Source organism: Leucobacter sp. OLIS6, from assembly GCF_002752355.1.
Lineage (GTDB): Bacteria > Actinomycetota > Actinomycetes > Actinomycetales > Microbacteriaceae > Leucobacter.
In genome coordinates this window covers 93,690-109,450 of sequence record NZ_MRAV01000012.1, presented here as the reverse complement: position 1 = coordinate 109,450, position 15,761 = coordinate 93,690, and the positions used below count along the sequence as shown (strand labels likewise).

The window sequence follows — 15,761 nt, the reverse complement described above, 5'->3', positions numbered from 1 at the left end:
AGCTTCATTGTTGAGACCGGGATCGGAGCGCTGATGGAACTGCGGCAGCTCGAAGTGCTGCGCGAGCTCGAGGCCTTCGGCAGCGTCACCGCCGTCGCCGAGATGATGCACGTCACCCCCTCGGCCGTATCGCAGCAGATCGCCGCGCTGCAGCGGGAGTTCCGCACGCCGCTCACCCGCAGGCAGGGTCGCTCACTCGCGCTCACCGAGGCCGGACGCGCGCTCGCCCGGGCCGGAGTGGACGTGGTCGAGGCGATGGCCGCCGCCCGCCACGCGGTCGAGGACTTCGAGCAGTCGTCGACGGGCGCGGTGACCCTCAGCGGCTTCCACAGCGTCGGGCAGGCGCTCTACGGCCGCGTGCTCACCGAGCTCGAGGCGCTTCCCGAGCGCCCGGAACTCCACCTCTCGGACGAGGACGTCTCGCAGGACGAGTTCCCCGCGCTCACCGCCCACCACGACCTCGTGCTCGCGCACCGCCTGGAGCACAGTCCGCCGTGGCCGGCCGACGGGCTGACGGTGCTGCCCCTCGCCCAGGAACCGATCGACGTGGCGCTCGCCGTGGGCCACCCGCTCGCGTCACGCTCCGCGCTGAGGCCCGCGGACGTCGCCGGGGAGCGGTGGGTGACGAGCCGCGGCGGCTTCTCCCCCGATGACCTGCTCGGATCCGTCGCGGCGCTCGCCGACCGCCCGCTGACCGTGACGCACCGCATCAACGACTACGGCTCGGTGGCCTCGGTGGTCGCGGCGGGAGGTGCGATCGGGCTGGTCCCCCGCTACACGGTCGGCCGCGCGGCCGAGGGCCTCGCGCTGCGCCCGCTCTCCGGCATCAGCGCGACGCGGCGCATCGACGTGCTCACCCGCCCCGAGAACCTGCACCGGCGTTCGGTGCAGCTCGTGGTGATGGCGCTGCGCTCGGCCATGGCCGGGCTCATCGCGCGGGGGTCGTGACCGGGGTCGCCTAGAGCTGGTTCGCCGCCACGTCGAAGGTGCCGCAGGAGTTCGGGCCCTTCTCGTAACCGGTCATGAACCAGCGCTGCCGCTGCTCCGAGGTACCGTGCGTGAACGCGTCGGGGTTCACCCCGCGGCCCGAGCGCTGCATGATGTTGTCGTCGCCGACCGCGGCGGCAGCGTCGAGCGCGTCGGCGATCTGCGCCTTCGTCACGGGCTTCAGGAACGCGACGCCGTTCTTGCCCTCGACCGTCGAGGCATCCTTGACCCAGGCGCCCGCGAAGCAGTCCGCCTGCAGCTCGAGACGAACCGAGCCCGAGCTCGCGCCCGAGGCGTTGCCGGCGCCCTGGAGCGACCCGATGAGTTTCGAGATGTGGTGGCCCCACTCGTGGGCGAGCACGTACATCTGCGCGAGGGATCCCGCCGACGCCCCGAAGTCGGTACGCAGCGTGGCGAAGAACGTCGGGTCGATGTAGACCGTCTCGTCGCTCGGGCAGTAGAACGGGCCGGTCGCGTTCGAGGCCGTACCGCACGGCGAGTTCGTGGCCCCGTCGTAGATGACGAAGCCGGGCGAGCGGTATCCGCCGACCTGCTCCGCCCAGTACCGGTCGAGCGAGTTGCTCGCGCCGGCCAAGCGGCAGTCGTCGTCGCGGTTCGCGTCGGCGCCCGAGGCGCACTGATCCATGCCCGTGGCCTGCTCCTGGCCCGTGCCGACCGGATCCGTCGTGATCGAGTTCGCGAGCGGGGTCAGGTTGACGCCGAGGATGTTGGAGAGCGCGAACAGCACGATCATGCCGACGATGCCGATGCCGCCGCCCACGGCGACCTTGCCGCCGGCGCCGCCGCGGCGGCGCTGCACCCCGCTGGTGTCGATCTGGGCGTTGTCGTTGAAGGTCATGTCGCGCTCCCGCTGGTGCTCCGCCCGTGCGGTGCGCACCGACGGTTCGCGGCCGATGACCGCCCGCTGCGACCGATTCTATGAGGTCGCGCGAGGTTCGCGCAGGTCCGGATCCGGCGGGGCTGGATCGTGCCCTCGGCGGCCCGGAATCGGCGATCCTTCGAGAGATCGGAAGGCGATATCACCCGTCCCGTATTCCGATCCGGTAGCCGGTAGCATTGCGGAAACTCCCCCGATATGCAGAAGGATCCGGATCGATGAAGATTCCCCGCCTCATCGCGCCGCTGGCCGCGGCAGCGCTCCTGTTCGGAGCCGCAGGATGCACGAACGACGACGGGGCCGCGCGCAGCAGCGTCGATGCGGACCTCATCTCTCGCATCACGACGGATCCCGCCGCAGCGGACCTGCTCCCGCAGGACGTACGCGACCGAGGCGTCCTCCGCATCGGCATCAACCCGAACTATCCCCCGAACGAATTCAAGGATGCGGGCGGAGCACCCGCCGGCTGGGGTGTCGATCTCGGAGACGCGGTCGCCGCGAAACTCGGGCTGCAGGCGGAGTGGCAGTCCATGCAGTTCGACAGCATCATCCCCCGCATTCACGGAGGGACCCTCGACATGAGCTCCTCTTCGTTCACCGACACGGTCGAACGACAGAAGTCGGTCGACTTCGTCGACTACTACGAAGCGGGTTCCCAGTGGGTCTCGCCCAAGGGGAAACCGGTCGACCCGGATCGAGCGTGCGGTCTCCGGATCGCGGTGAAGGCGACGACCGTGCAGGAGACGGTGGAGCTCCCGGCCCGCAGCGAGCAGTGCGTCGCCGCGGGGAAGAAGCCGCTGCGGGTCGTGGCGTTCAGCCTGCAGCAGGAAGCCACGCAGGCGGTCGCCTCAGGAGGCGCGGACGCCTTCTCCGCGGACTCTCCGATCGCCGGCGATGCCGTCGCGCAGCTGAGCGACCGCCTGCAGCTCTCCGGTGAGGTGTTCGATACCGCGCCGTACGGACTGGTGACGCCCCGCGGCAGCGCGCTCACTCACGCGGTACGAGCCGCGGTGCAGTCGCTGATGGACGACGGCACGTACGCCAAGATCCTGCGCGGTGCCGGGGTCGAGTCCGGTGCCGTCGACCGGGCGACGATCAACGGCGTCCGGGCGTAACGGCGCCCGGGCGTAGCAGCGCCCGGCGGAGACGGTTGCGCCTGCGGAGACGGTTGGGTCAGCGATCCGCGAACGAGTCCGTCGCGCGCACGAGCGCGTCGACGATGCCGGGCTCGCTGGCCGCGTGACCCGCATCGGGGATCAGCTCGAACGCCGCTTCGGGCCAGGCGCGGTGCAGATCCCACGCGGTGGTGGCCGGCGTGCAGGCGTCGTAGCGCCCCTGCACGATGACTCCGGGGATCCCGGTGAGCTTCTCGGCGGCGTCGCGGATCAGCTGGCCGTCCTCCATCCACCCGCCGTTCGAGAAGTAGTGGTTCTCGATGCGGGCGAAGGCGACCGCCATGGCCGTGTCGGTGCGGGCCGCGGCGATCGCCGCGGTGTCGGGGATCAGCCGGATCGTGGAGTGCTCCCACACGGTCCAGGCGACACCGACCGGCGTGTGCACGGCCGGGTCCGCGTCGAACAGGCGCCGATGGTACGCCGCGACCAGGTCGCCGCGTTCCGCTTCGGGGATCACCGAGAGGTACTCCTCCCAGACATCCGGGAACAGCTGCGAGGCGCCCTCCTGATAGAACCAGTCGATCTCGCTGCGACGGAGCGTGAAGATGCCGCGCAGCACGAGCTCCGTCACGCGGTCGGCGTGGGTCTGCGCGTAGGCGAGCGCCAGGGTCGACCCCCAGGATCCGCCGAACACCTGCCAGCGGTCGACGCCGAGGTGCTCGCGCAGACGCTCGATGTCGGCGACGAGGTGCCAGGTGGTGTTCGTCGACAGGTCGGCGTCGGGCGCGCTCGCGTGCGGGGTGCTTCGGCCGCAACCGCGCTGGTCGAACAGCACGATCCGGTACTTCGCGGGATCGAAGTACCGTCGGTGGTCGGGCGAGCAGCCGCCGCCCGGGCCGCCGTGGAGGAACACGACCGGCTTGCCCGCGGGATTGCCGCTCTCCTCCCAGAACACCTCGTGGCCGTCCCCCACCGGCAGCAGACCGGAGCGGTTCGGTTCGATCGCGGGGTACAGGGTGCGCAGCGGTGCGGTCATGCCCTCAGCCTACTCAGGGGGACTCGGCGGGCGCCCGAGGCGCCGCACCCGCTCCCGCACCCGCCGCACCGTCGCCAAAACACCAGCTCACCGACGAAGCTCCACGATGCTTCGTGGTGTCTCGCTGTGAACGTGGTGTCTCGCTGGTCGGGAGGCCGGGGCGATCCCAGGAGCCCAAAGTCCGAAGCCCGAAGCCCGAAGCCCGAAGCGACTTATCCACAGGCGTTCATTGGGCGTTCCGTTCCCCCGTCCGATCGACCAGGCTCCCGCCATGGCGCATGAAACACCCGACCGGCGGCTTGCTCGGCTCCAGCCGCTGCTCTCCACTCGGGCCGCACTGAATTCTGCGATGGTGAACGATCGCCGGATCGCGGCGGCGGTCCAGCAGGGCACCCTGGTTCGCGTGGCGCGCGGCTGGTTCGTCGCGGGAGAGGCCTGGCGGCGCCTCTCCGCCGAGGACCGGCACCTGCTGACGATACTGGCGGTGCGCAGCCGCCTCGGACCGGAGGACGTCTTCTGCCGGACCTCGGCGGCGGCGATCCATGGACTTCCGGTGTACCGTTTCCGGGCGTCGACGGTGCACCTCATGACTCTCGGGGACTCCCGACGATCACGGGCGATGCGCTCCGTTGCGCGGCATGCGGATCGCTTGGATCCGGAGGAGGTCACGACGGTCGCGGGCCTCCGCTGCACGACGCTGACCCGCACGGCTCTCGACATCGCTCGCACGGCGCCACCGGAGGTCGCCCTCGGCTGCGCGGACGCCGCGCTGCGGGCGCGCTCCCGCCCCGGCTCGGATCTCGCAGGAGTCGGGCCGACCCGCGCGCACTTGCTCTCCGCGCTCGGAACCATGCCGGGCGCACGCGGGGTCCGCGCGGCCAGGACCGTGCTGGAGCTCGCCGACCCGCGAGCGGAGTCGCCGCTCGAAAGCGCGAGCCGCTGGTTCCTGACGAGGCTGGGCTTCGACACCGAACTGCAGGTGCCGGTGCCGTCGCCGAACGGCGGGACCTACTGGGTCGATCTCGAGCTCAGCGGCCTCGGCATCCTCTGCGAGGTCGACGGGCGTACGAAGTACATCGCCTCGGCGGTCGGCGGCGACCGGGGTGCGGGGGATCGCGCGGTCGAACGCGCGCTCTACGCCGAGAAGCGGCGGCAGGACTGGATCACGGGCGTCACTGAGAAGCGGCTCATCCGGTGGGGTCATCTCGAACTCGACTCGATCGGAACGTTCGCGTCGATGCTGCGCTCGTTCGGTGTCCGGATCCCCCGCGACCCCTTCGGCTGAGATGCCGCTCGCCCTCGCTCCCTCGCTCGCCGAGGCACGGTTCGCCGGGCCCCGTTCCCGCGTCCTCGCTCTCTCGCTCGCCGAGACACCACCCGGCCCGCGAGACGCCAGGCAGCCAAGCGGTGTCTCGCGAACAACACGGTGTCTCGCCGGCAATACGGTGTCTCGCAGGCAGCGCGGTGTCTCGGGCGGAATGGGATCCGGCAGGCAGGCAAGCAGGCAGGCGCCGAACGCCCGCCCGCGGGATTCACCCCTGCTGCTGCTTGCGCAGCTGCTTCTCGTGGATCGGCCAGGTGCCCGCCGCCTGCTGCTCCCGCACGTAGTCGGCGGCCTCCTGCTGCCGCTCGGCCTCGATGCCGGTCGCGATCTCGGCGCGCAGCATGCCCGGCGTGAGCCCGAAGGCGTCGACCAGGTCGAGCGCGTGCTCGCGCACACGGCCGATCAGGCGATCGACGTAGGCGGTGATCGCCTCGACGCGGTGCCCCGAGAGGCGACCGTGCACGAGGTACCAGGTCGCGTGCTTCTCGAGCAGGCCGAGCCCGAACAGGTCGCGCAGCCAGGTGAGCACGCGCAGGGTCTCGCCGTCGAAGCGGTCGAGCGCCTCGGTGAACGCCTCCCACTGCAGCAGCTCGGCGTGCGCTCGGGCGGCTTCGATCAGCTTGTGCTGCTGGGCGTTGAACGCGTCTGCCTGTGCGATGGCCTTCGCCCGCTTGTCGCCCTTGGGAACGTCCTTCGTCGCCTCGCGCATCGCGCCCGCGATCTCGGCGACCATGGTCTGCACCCGGTCCGTGAGCAGCGTGCGCTGCGTCTCGGTCTCGCGCAGCTGCTCGACCGAGCGCGACACCTGACCGAGATCGGCGACGCTCTGACCGATCTGGCGCAGCCCGAAGCGGCTGACCCGGTCGCCGAGCTGGCTGGCCGCCGCCCTGGCGAGCGCGGCCTTGTCGCCGCCCGCGAACTGCGCGGCGTAGTCGGTGAGGAGGCGCTTGCCGACGAGCTGCAGCAGCACATTGTTGTCGCCCTCGAAGGTGACGTAGATGTCGAGGTCGGCGCGCAGCCCGACGACGCGGTTCTTGGCGATGAACCCGGCGCCGCCGCAGGCCTCCCGCACCTCCTGCAGCGTGTCGAGCGCCGCCCACGTGGAGAGCGGCTTGAGCGCTGCGGCGAGCGTCTCGAGATCCTCGCGGTGCGCGTCGTCGTCTCGCACGCCGGAGAACACCTCGTCGAAGGTGGTCAGCAGGCGCTCGCTCGCGAACGCCATGGCGTAGGTCTCGGCGATGCGCGGGATGAGTCGGCGCTGGTGCAGACCGTAGTCGAGGAGCACGGTCTCGCGGCCGTCGGGGCCGGGGAACTGGCGGCGCTCGGAACCGTACCGGATCGCGATGGTCAGGGCCGCCATCATCGCCTTCACCGCCGAGCCGTCGAGCGAGACGCGGCCTTGCACGAGCGTGCCGATCATGGTGAAGAAGCGGCGACCGGGGCTCGGAATGGCCGAGGAGTATGTGCCGTCCGCTGCGACGTCGCCGTAGCGGTTGAGCAGGTTCTCGCGCGGGATCCGCACATGCGAGAAGTGCAGTCGACCGTTGTCGATGCCGTTCAGGCCGCCCTTCACCCCGTCGTCCTCGCTGCCGACGCCCGGCAGCATCTCGCCGTCGGGCGTGCGGATCGGGACGAAGAAGGCGTGGACGCCGTGGTTGACGCCCTTGGTGATGAGCTGGGCGAACACGACCGCGGCCTGGCCGTGCAGCGCCGCGTTGCCGAGGAATTCCTTCCACGCCCCCGCGAACGGGGTGTGGATCTCGAATTCTTCGGTGGCGGGATCGTAGGTCGCCGTGGTGCCGATCGAGGCGACGTCGGAACCGTGCCCGATCTCGGTCATGGCGAAGGCGCCCGGGAGCTTGAGGCTCATCACGTCGGGCAGCCACTTCTCGTGGTGCGTGCGGGTGCCGAGGTGCAGGATCGCTGCGCCGAACAGCCCCCACTGCACACCGCTCTTGATCTGCAGGGAGGGATCCGCGAGCACGAGCTCCTGGAACGCCGCGATGTTGCCGCCGTGGTTGTCGCTGCCGCCCAAATCCGTCGGGAACGCGCGCTGGATCGCGCCCTCTTCTACGAGGATGCCGAGCTGGCCGAGGGCGCGCTCGCGATGCTCGGGCATGGGCTGGCCGGGGATCGTCTGCAGCCGCGGATCCTCGACGAGCTTGCGGGAGGCGAGACGCTCCTCCTTCCAGCGACCGAGCAGCGCGTCGGCGACCGCCGGCACGTCGATGCGGGCGGATTCCTGCTGCGTGGCGGCGGCACGGTCGGCGGCGCCCTGCTGGGCGACGGTCTGCGTTGCGGTCATCTGTGCTCCTCGACGATCCAAGACGAACGACTCGGCCCGCGCGCATCGCGGCGGGCGATATCGCCAGGCTAGGAGCGACCTCCGACAACGGCAATCGATCCGATTCGACCCCACAAAGCGATGCCGCACCGGCGCCAGCGTCGATTGTGCGCATTCTCCAAACAGAAGCGCTCCGAGCTGTCGATCAACGCCATGCCGAATGTGCGATATCGGGTCGACGAACCCACCCTCAGATCGCCTGTCCGATCACCGCCTCGCCGAGCGGGGTGCGCAGGTGCAGCACGCGCGCCCCCTCCCGGGTGCTCGACACGAGGCCGGCCCTGCGCAGCACCGAGAGGTGATGCGACGCCGTCGAGATCGCCAGGCCGGCGTCGGCCGCGACCTGCGAGGTCGTGCGCGCGACGTGCGCCGCGAACAGGATCTCGGCCCGCGCCGCTCCGACGAGCGCCGCGACCGCATCGCGCGCCGCGTCGGAATCCCGCGCCCACTCGGCGGTCACACCGCGTGCGGGATAGAAGAGCGTGGGTTGCGCCGGCGGCTCGGTCAGCACCATGCACCCCCAGGAGCTCATCACCGAGGGCACGAGCACCAGGCCGCTCCCCCGGCAGTCGACCTGCTCGCTGTGCTTGCGCAGCACGACCCGCACCGCCCCGTCGCCCCAGCTCACCGAGGGGTGGATCCGCGACGCCATCGCCGCGAGCCCGTCGGCCGAGACCGCCCGCGAGCGCACCGCGATGTCGGCCCGCAGGATCCGCTCGAGCTGCGGCCAGACCGGAGCGAGCGTCGCCTCCCACACCTGCGCCCAGGCATCGGCGATCCGCGCGCGGGCCCGCTCGGGATCCGCGCGCATGCGCTCGAGCGCTGCCCGCCGGTCCCCGCTCGATCGATCCACCATCTTGCCGAGGTCAACGCGCATGCCCGGCAGGGCCGCCGCTCGCAGTGCCGCGAGCTCGGCCTCGGGAGTCAGATCCCAGCGCGCGGTCGTCGTGAGGAAGTCGGGCAGGTATCCGTCGGCTCCGATGACGTCCGAGAGCAGCGCGAACGGTTCCCGCGGCAGCCGGTCCCGCACCTGCTTCAGCCACCCCCACTGCAGCGGGTAGTGAGCCGGGCGCAGCAGCACCCGTACCGCGTGCGCGAGCTCGTGCCCGGGCGAGATCCCGAAGCGCACGGCCTGGATGTCGCCGGGACTGAGCCGGAAATCGACGTGATGCGACTGCGCCATCTTTCGATCCATATCGAAACTCTACGCGTCCGGAGCCGCGGAACGGGAGAGTGGACCCAGCGCAGGATCACCGACCGAGAGGAGCGCATCATGAGCGAGAATCCCGCCGCGGCAACGCTGGTCGCACCGGAGGAGATCGCCTTCGGAACGGGCGGCACCCGCCGCTTCCAGGGCATGGACCACGGTGCGGGCGTCTCCTACTTCTCCGTCGACTACGCGCCGGGGCGCGGCACCGGTCTCCACTGGCATCCCTACGCCGAGACCTGGATCGTGCTCGAGGGCGAGGCGACCTTCACCGTCGGCGGCGCGTCGATCCGCGGCACGGCGGGCGACACCGTGACCGGTCCGCCCTGCATGCCGCACCGCTTCGAGAACTCCGGATCCGGGCCGCTGCGCGTCATCGGGATCCACGCCTCGCCCGTCATCATCCAGACCGACCTCGACTGATCACCCGGCCGGCACCGGCCACCCGCACGAAGGAGACCCCCATGTCGTTCCAGAGCTACCTCGACAACATCGAGACCAAGACCGGACTCACGCCGCGCCGCTTCATCGAGCTCGCCGACGAGCGCGGGTTCGGGCCGGGCACGAAGGCCACCCCCATCCTCGAGTGGCTGCAGGCCGACTACGGCCTCGGCCGCGGGCACGGCATGGCGCTCGTCCACGTGATCACCAAGGGGCCGCAGATCAGCGACAAGCATGTCGGCTCCGGCGGCACGCACGCCGACGCGAGCGACGTGCTCTGGCTCGACGGCAAGGACTCGAACCCCGCCGGCTAGGCTGCCCGCCCGGCCGGGCGAGCAACCCCGCGCCGAGCGCGGCTAGAAGCGGTCGCCGGGTGCGAAGTCGCCGAACGAGTCGGGTTCGATCCCGATCTGCTCGAAGAGTTCGCGTGTGCGCTTCTGCCGGGTGCGCGGGATCACCGTGAGCACGGCCCCGTCGCGGCCGGCCCGGCCGGTGCGCCCGGCGCGGTGCACGTAGGTCTTTGCGTCATCCGGCGGATCCGCCTGGATCACCAGGTCGACGTCGTCGACGTGCAGGCCCCGAGCGGCGACGTCGGTCGCGACGAGCACCGGCACCTTCCCCTCGGCGAAGCGCTGCAGATTGCGCTCGCGCTTCGCCTGGGCCAGGTCGCCGTGCAGGGCGGTCACGCGGATGCCCGCCTCGGCGAACAGCTCAGCGAGCCGGTCGACGTAGGCGCGGGTCCGGCAGAACACGATCACCCGGTCGCCGCGGCGCGCGAGCTCGACCAGTGCCGAGTCCTTGTCCTCCCGCAGCACGACGAGCACGCGATGCGTGACGTCGCCCTGCACCTCGGCGTCCTCCGCGATCTCGTGCACGGCGGGATTCCGCAGGAACTCGTCGACAAGGTCGCGCACACCCCAGTCGAGCGTGGCCGAGAACAGCAGGCGCTGCCCGCCGCGCTCGGTGCGGCGCAGGATCCGCTGCACCGGCTCGAGGAACCCGAGCTCGCACATGTGGTCGGCCTCGTCGAGCACCGTCACGTGCACGTCGCGCAGTTCGAGGATCCCGCGCTGCGCGAGGTCCTCGATGCGGCCGGGCGTCCCGATCACGATGTCGACGCCGCGCTGCAGCGCGTGCAGCTGCGGTTCGAACGGGGAGCCGCCCACGAACTGGCCGGTGTAAAGGCCGACCGAACGGGCGATGGGTTGCACGGTGCGGTCGATCTGCAGGGCCAGCTCGCGGGTGGGCGCGAGGATCAGCGCCTTCGGCGCGCGCACGCTCGGCTTCTCGCCCTTCTGCCGCTTCTGCGCGACGCCGCGCTCGCGGCGCTGCTTGGGCGGATCCGGGCGGAACACGCCCTCGGCCTTGAGCTTCAGGATGCGCTCGACGAGAGCGGCGCCGAACGCGATGGTCTTACCGGATCCGGTACGGGCCCGGCCCAGCAGGTGGCGTCCCTCGACGGCGTCGGGGATCGTGGCGGCCTGGATCGGGAACGGACGCTCGGCGCCGAGCTCGCTGAGCGCGCGCACGATGTTGCCGCCGAGGCCGAGGTCGGCGAAGCCGAGACCTCGCACGTCCTCAGCCGAGGTGCGCTTCGCCTCCAGCCGTTCGAAGGAGACCGAGTGCTCCTTCGCTGCGCGCTGCGGCGGTTCGCGTCGCTCCTGCGATCGCTGGTCGGCGACCTGGGGGCGGTGGCCGCGTGACTCGCCGTGCTCGCGGTGCGGACGCTCCGAACGCGGTCGCCCGTCGCCCGGTGCTCCGCCGCGGGGCATGCCGTCGGCGTCGAACGAGAAGACCCGTGCGCCGCTGCTCTGCGCGGCGGCGTCGCGGTGCGACTCGCGCTGGCGTCCCGAGCCGTGGCCGGATCCGCGATCCCGCGGATCCCGGCGGGCGCGGTCGGGGCGGCCGGTTTCGCGGCCGGGTTCCCGGCCGGCGTCGCGACCGTCACGGCGGGCCGCTCCCCGGCGATCGGCGCCGCGGTCCTGCCCGGCGCGCGGATCGGAGTCGCGCCGCGGACGCTCCGGCGAGTCGGCGGCGCCGCTCTGCCGTTCGTCGCCGACTCGCCCGCCCGGGCGCCCTCGACGCCCGGAGGACTTGCCTCGGTTGGGGTTGTAGTCGGATGGTGCGCGGTAGCCGCGCCGACGCTGATTCATCTCTGCCTATCGCTGGGCGGCGGGGCCGGAGCCCGGACCGTCGTGCTGGTCGCCGTCGGATTCGGCGTCGTGGGTGGCCTGCCACATGAGCTCGGCCCAGTCGAGCTCGCCCGTGACCGGCGGGGCCGGCTTCGCGGGATCCTGCTCAGGTACGGCGGGCAGCTCGATGGGATCGAGTGCCGGAGCTGCGGGCTCCGGCTTCGGCTCCGATTCGGGCTCCGGCGTGGGCTCGGGCTCCGGCTCGGGCTCGGGCTCGGGCTCGGGCTCGATGCGGGCCTCGGGGAGCGCCGACGGCAGGTCCTCCCAGGTGACCCCGGCAGTCTCGCGCTCCGCCCCGGCTGCGTCCTCCACAGTGCCTTCCCCGGCCGCGGGCGCCGGGTCGGTCGGCCCGGCCTCGGTGTCGAGGGGCAGTCCCAGACGCCCGAGCAGTGCGGAGAGCTCCGGCGAGACCTCGGCCTCGGCGCCCTGATCGGGGTGCTCGTCGGATCCGCTGGGATCGACGCCCGACTCGGGTGCAGCGGCAGGTGCCTCTGCTTCCGGCTCCAGCTCAGGCTCAGGCGGGATGGTCGCGGTCACCGGGATCGGCAGGATCGCGGTCTCGGCCAGCGGCTCGAGCGGTGCGGACTCCCCCGGCGCCGGCACGAACGGGGCCGCATCGAGCGCCGCCCCCGGAACCTCCGCGGCCTCCGAGACCTCCGATGTTTCACGGGTATCCGGAACTCCCGAGGAGTCCTCGTCGATCTGCTCGGCCAGCGGAGGCAGCTCGGGTGCGACGGAGTCCTCGGCCACGTGCTCGATCGCCGAGACCGGCGCCGCCACCGCCGACGACGCGAGCCCGTCGGTCACGACCGCCGCGTCCGCGCCGAGCGCGTCCGGGTCCGCCGCGTCCGATTCGACCGCACCGGCACCCGCCATCGCGAGCGCGGGGGCGCCGACGGCTGCCGCAGACGCAGCAGCACCGGCACCGCCGCCGGGCTTCGGACGGCGTCCGCCGCCCGCACGGCGCCCGGCACGGCGCTCCTTGCGTCGCTCGCGCCCGTGCTCGACCGCGTAGTAGAGCGTGGGCAGCACGACGAGGGTCAGCACGGTTGATGAGAGCAGGCCGCCGATCACCACGACCGCGAGCGGCTGCGAGATGAACCCGCCGGATCCCGTGATTCCGAGCCCCATGGGGACGAGCGCCAGGATGGTCGCGAGCGCCGTCATGACGATGGGGCGCAGACGCAGGGAGGCGCCGTGCATGACCGCGTGGTGCAGGCTCTCGCCCCGGTCGCGCAACTGGTTCACGAGGTCGATGAGCACGATCGCGTTGGTCACGACGATGCCCACGAGCATGAGCACGCCGATGAGCGAGGCCACGCCGAGCGGGATGCCCGAGAGGATGAGGAGCAGGATCGCGCCGGTCGCCGCGAACGGCACCGAGATGAGCAGCAGCAGCGGCTGCAGCAGGCTGCGGAAGGTCGCGACCATGACCACGTAGACGATGAGGATCGCGGCGAGCAGCGCGAGGCCGAGCTGCCCGAAGGCCTCGCCCTGCTGCGACATGACACCGCCGATCTGCGCGCTCGCCCCGCTGGGCAGCTTGACCGAGTCGAGGGCCCGGTTGACCTGGGTGCCCGCGGCGGTGAGGTCGTCGCCCTTCGGCAGCGCCGACACGGTGACGATGCGCGCGCCGTCCTCGCTCTTCACCGAGACCGGACCGTCGGCGACCGTGACGGTCGCGAGGCTGTCGAGGCGGACCTCGCCCGTCTGGGTCTGCACGGGCAGCGCCTTGACCGCGGCTTCGTTGGCGGGAGCCGTGCCGAGCGACAGGTAGACGGAGGTGGTGGTGGAGTCGAGCACGACCTGGCCGATCTGCGCCGGCTGCATGCGCTGCGCGACCATGCCCGCGACCGCGGCCTCGCTGAGGCCGGCCTGGGTGGCTTTGTCGCGATCGACGACCACACGCAGGTAGGGGCGCGACTGACCGAGATCGCTCTCGACCTGGATCAGACCCTTCTGCTTCTTGAGCTCGGCGACCATGGCCTCGCTCGCGGAGACCAGGGTCTTCTGGTCGGGGGCGGTGACCTGCACCTCGATGGCGCTCGACTGGGTGATGCCGCCGCCCGACTGCCCGATCGAGAAGTCGCCTGCGTCTTTCAGGCCGTCGACGGCCGTGCGGATCCGATCCTGCACCTTGGCCTGGTCGGCGTCCTCGCGCGTCGTGATGGCGTAGGTCACGCTGCCGTCGCTCCCGCCGCCGCCGAACATCGCGGCCGCGCCGCCCGAGCTGCCGATGGTGACCTGAACGGTCTCCACGTCCGAGATCTTCTTGAGCTCGGCTTCGACGCGCTCGGCCTGTTTCAGCTGCGCGTCGAGGCTCGTGCCCGGCGCGAGGGTCTGGGTGAGGCCGACGGAATTCTGCTCGTCCGACCCGATGAAGTTCGTCTTCATGAGCGGCGCAGCCGCCATGGTCCCCGCGAAGATCGCGACGGCGACGCCGAGCGTGATGATGGGGTGAGCCAGCGTCCACCCGATGATCGGTCGGTACCCGCGCTGCATCGCGTTCTCGGGCTCGTCGTCGATTGCCGGCCCCGAGTGCTCGGCCGCGAGCGCCGTGTTGCCCGCCGCGTGGGCCGGGGCGTGCTTCACCCGGATGAACCAGTAGGCCAGCACCGGCACGATGGTGAGCGAGACGAGCAGCGAGGCGATGAGCGCGATGGTCACCGTGAACGCGAACGGACGGAACAGCTCGCCCACCATGCCGCTGACGAAGGCGAGCGGCAGGAACACCGCGACGGTGGTGGCCGTCGACGCCGTGATGGCGCCCGCGACCTCGCGCACCGCCGCGACGATCGCGTGTCCCCGGTCGGTGACGCCCGGATGCGAGAGATGCCGCTTGATGTTCTCGATGACGACGATCGAGTCGTCGACCACGCGACCGATCGAGATGGTCAGCGCGCCGAGCGTCAGCATGTTCAGCGTGTAGTCGGCGAAGTTGAGCCCGATGAAGGTGAGCAGCACCGAGGTCGGGATGGAGATGGCGGTGACGATGGTCGCCCGCACCGAGAGCAGGAACACCAGGATCACGATGATCGCGAAACCGAGTCCGAGCAGTCCTTCGGTGGTGAGCGAGTGGATCGAGCGCTCCACGTAGGGCGCCTGGTCGAAGACGACCGTCAGCTTGGCGCCGTCGAGCTCCTTCTCGAGCTTGGGCAGTTCGTCGTGCACGGCCTTCGAGACGTCGACCGTGTTGGCAGAGGAGATCTTGGTGACCCCGATGGTGATGGCCGGCTTGCCGTCGACGCGGGAGATGCCCTGCGCGGGGTTCGGTTCGAGCGCGACCTTGGCCACGTCGCCGATGGTGATCGTGGGCAGCGGCTCCGCCGCGGCCTGGCTCTGCCCCTGCGCGGCGTCCTGCCCCTGGCCCTGCGCGGCGGCACCCTGCTCCTGCTGCTGACCCGGGCGCGGAGCCTGCTGCTGCGCGGCCTGCTGCTGCGCCTTCGCCGCGAGCAGCTCGGGGCTGCGCACGAGCGGCAGCGCCTTGATGTCCTCGACGCTGGAGATTTTGGATCCGGCCTGCACCGCGAGCGTGCGGTCGCCGTCGGTCACCGTTCCGGCGGCGACGAGCACGCCGTTCTGCTGCAGCGCATCGGTGATCGACTGCGCGGTCAGCGCCTCCTCGCCCAGCTTCGCGAGATCGGGGGTCACGGTGACCCGGTCGCCGCGGGCGCCGACCAGCTGGGCGTCGCGCACGCCCGTGAGGTCCTTGATCTTGGGGACCGCGAGTCGCTCGACCGCCTTCGCCGTGGTCTCGGCGTCGCCGCCCGAGGGCGGAGTCACGGCGATCTGCACGACCGGGAAGTCGTCGATGCTGCCCGACATGACCTGCGGGTCGACGTCCTTCGGCAGCACCTTCGAGAGCCGGCTGATGGCCCGCTCCACCTTCTGCTGCGTGGCGGCGGTGTCGACGCCGTAGGTGAACTGCGCGACCACGGTCGAAGCCCCCGTCGACGAGGTCGCCGTGGTGTGCTCGAGGTTCGGCACGCTCTTGAGCGCGGTCTCGATCGGACCCGAGACGTCGTTGCTCACCACCTCGGGGGAGGCGCCCGGGTAGCTGGTGATGACCGCCACCGCCGGGTATTCGACCGAGGGCATGAGCTCCTGCTTGAGGGAGCCGATGCTGATCACTCCGAAGACCGCGGCGACCACCGTGACGAGTGCGATGAGCGCGCGGTTCTTCAGGCTGAGCCTGGTGAGGAGATGCATGGGCCTCA

General features: G+C 71.3%; 11 protein-coding genes. 5 read left to right on the top strand and 6 right to left on the bottom strand.

Features of this window, described 5'->3' with window-relative positions:
- Positions 1-33: 33 nt before the first annotated feature.
- Positions 34-948, top strand: coding sequence for a LysR family transcriptional regulator (locus BMH31_RS09485; protein ID WP_099724019.1), 915 nt, complete (start codon positions 34-36; stop codon positions 946-948).
- A 10-nt stretch (positions 949-958) separates the two neighbouring features.
- On the opposite strand, the gene BMH31_RS09480 is transcribed toward BMH31_RS09485, so the two are convergent.
- Complete coding sequence (locus tag BMH31_RS09480) at positions 959-1,846, bottom strand: neutral zinc metallopeptidase (RefSeq protein ID WP_099724020.1); 888 nt, start codon at positions 1,844-1,846, stop codon at positions 959-961.
- A gap of 257 nt (positions 1,847-2,103) precedes the next feature.
- Between BMH31_RS09480 and BMH31_RS09475 the strand changes: the two genes are divergently transcribed.
- On the top strand, positions 2,104-3,000 hold the full coding sequence (locus BMH31_RS09475; protein ID WP_099724021.1) for an ABC transporter substrate-binding protein: 897 nt from the start codon (positions 2,104-2,106) through the stop codon (positions 2,998-3,000).
- A gap of 58 nt (positions 3,001-3,058) precedes the next feature.
- On the opposite strand, the gene pip is transcribed toward BMH31_RS09475, so the two are convergent.
- Positions 3,059-4,036, bottom strand: a complete 978-nt coding sequence (pip, locus tag BMH31_RS09470; protein ID WP_199068279.1) for a prolyl aminopeptidase — start codon at positions 4,034-4,036, stop codon at positions 3,059-3,061.
- Between the two features lie 349 nt (positions 4,037-4,385).
- Here pip and BMH31_RS09465 point away from each other — a divergent pair, with 349 nt between their 5' ends.
- Positions 4,386-5,321: a hypothetical protein gene (locus tag BMH31_RS09465; protein WP_099724022.1), complete on the top strand. Its 936-nt coding sequence runs from the start codon at positions 4,386-4,388 to the stop codon at positions 5,319-5,321.
- A 247-nt stretch (positions 5,322-5,568) separates the two neighbouring features.
- Here BMH31_RS09465 and BMH31_RS09460 read toward each other — a convergent pair whose 3' ends face one another.
- Positions 5,569-7,665 (bottom strand): acyl-CoA dehydrogenase, encoded by a 2,097-nt coding sequence (locus BMH31_RS09460; RefSeq protein WP_099724023.1) that lies wholly within the window; start codon positions 7,663-7,665, stop codon positions 5,569-5,571.
- A gap of 229 nt (positions 7,666-7,894) precedes the next feature.
- A complete protein-coding gene (locus BMH31_RS09455) occupies positions 7,895-8,887 on the bottom strand; it encodes a DUF5937 family protein (protein ID WP_241898223.1) in 993 nt (330 codons plus the stop codon).
- A 90-nt stretch (positions 8,888-8,977) separates the two neighbouring features.
- Between BMH31_RS09455 and BMH31_RS09450 the strand changes: the two genes are divergently transcribed.
- Both BMH31_RS09450 and BMH31_RS09445 read left to right on the top strand, forming a co-directional pair.
- Positions 8,978-9,334: a cupin domain-containing protein gene (locus BMH31_RS09450; RefSeq protein ID WP_099724025.1), complete on the top strand. Its 357-nt coding sequence runs from the start codon at positions 8,978-8,980 to the stop codon at positions 9,332-9,334.
- A 41-nt stretch (positions 9,335-9,375) separates the two neighbouring features.
- Positions 9,376-9,666 carry a DUF4287 domain-containing protein gene (locus tag BMH31_RS09445; RefSeq protein ID WP_099724026.1) on the top strand — a complete coding sequence of 97 codons (291 nt, stop codon included), beginning with the start codon at positions 9,376-9,378 and terminating at the stop codon, positions 9,664-9,666.
- Positions 9,667-9,708: 42 nt separating this feature from the next.
- On the opposite strand, the gene BMH31_RS09440 is transcribed toward BMH31_RS09445, so the two are convergent.
- Together BMH31_RS09440 and BMH31_RS09435 are read right to left on the bottom strand one after the other, a co-directional pair.
- Positions 9,709-11,505: a DEAD/DEAH box helicase gene (locus tag BMH31_RS09440; protein ID WP_099724027.1), complete on the bottom strand. Its 1,797-nt coding sequence runs from the start codon at positions 11,503-11,505 to the stop codon at positions 9,709-9,711.
- A gap of 6 nt (positions 11,506-11,511) precedes the next feature.
- A complete protein-coding gene (locus BMH31_RS09435; protein WP_099724028.1) occupies positions 11,512-15,753 on the bottom strand; it encodes an efflux RND transporter permease subunit in 4,242 nt (1,413 codons plus the stop codon).
- Positions 15,754-15,761 lie beyond the last annotated feature (8 nt).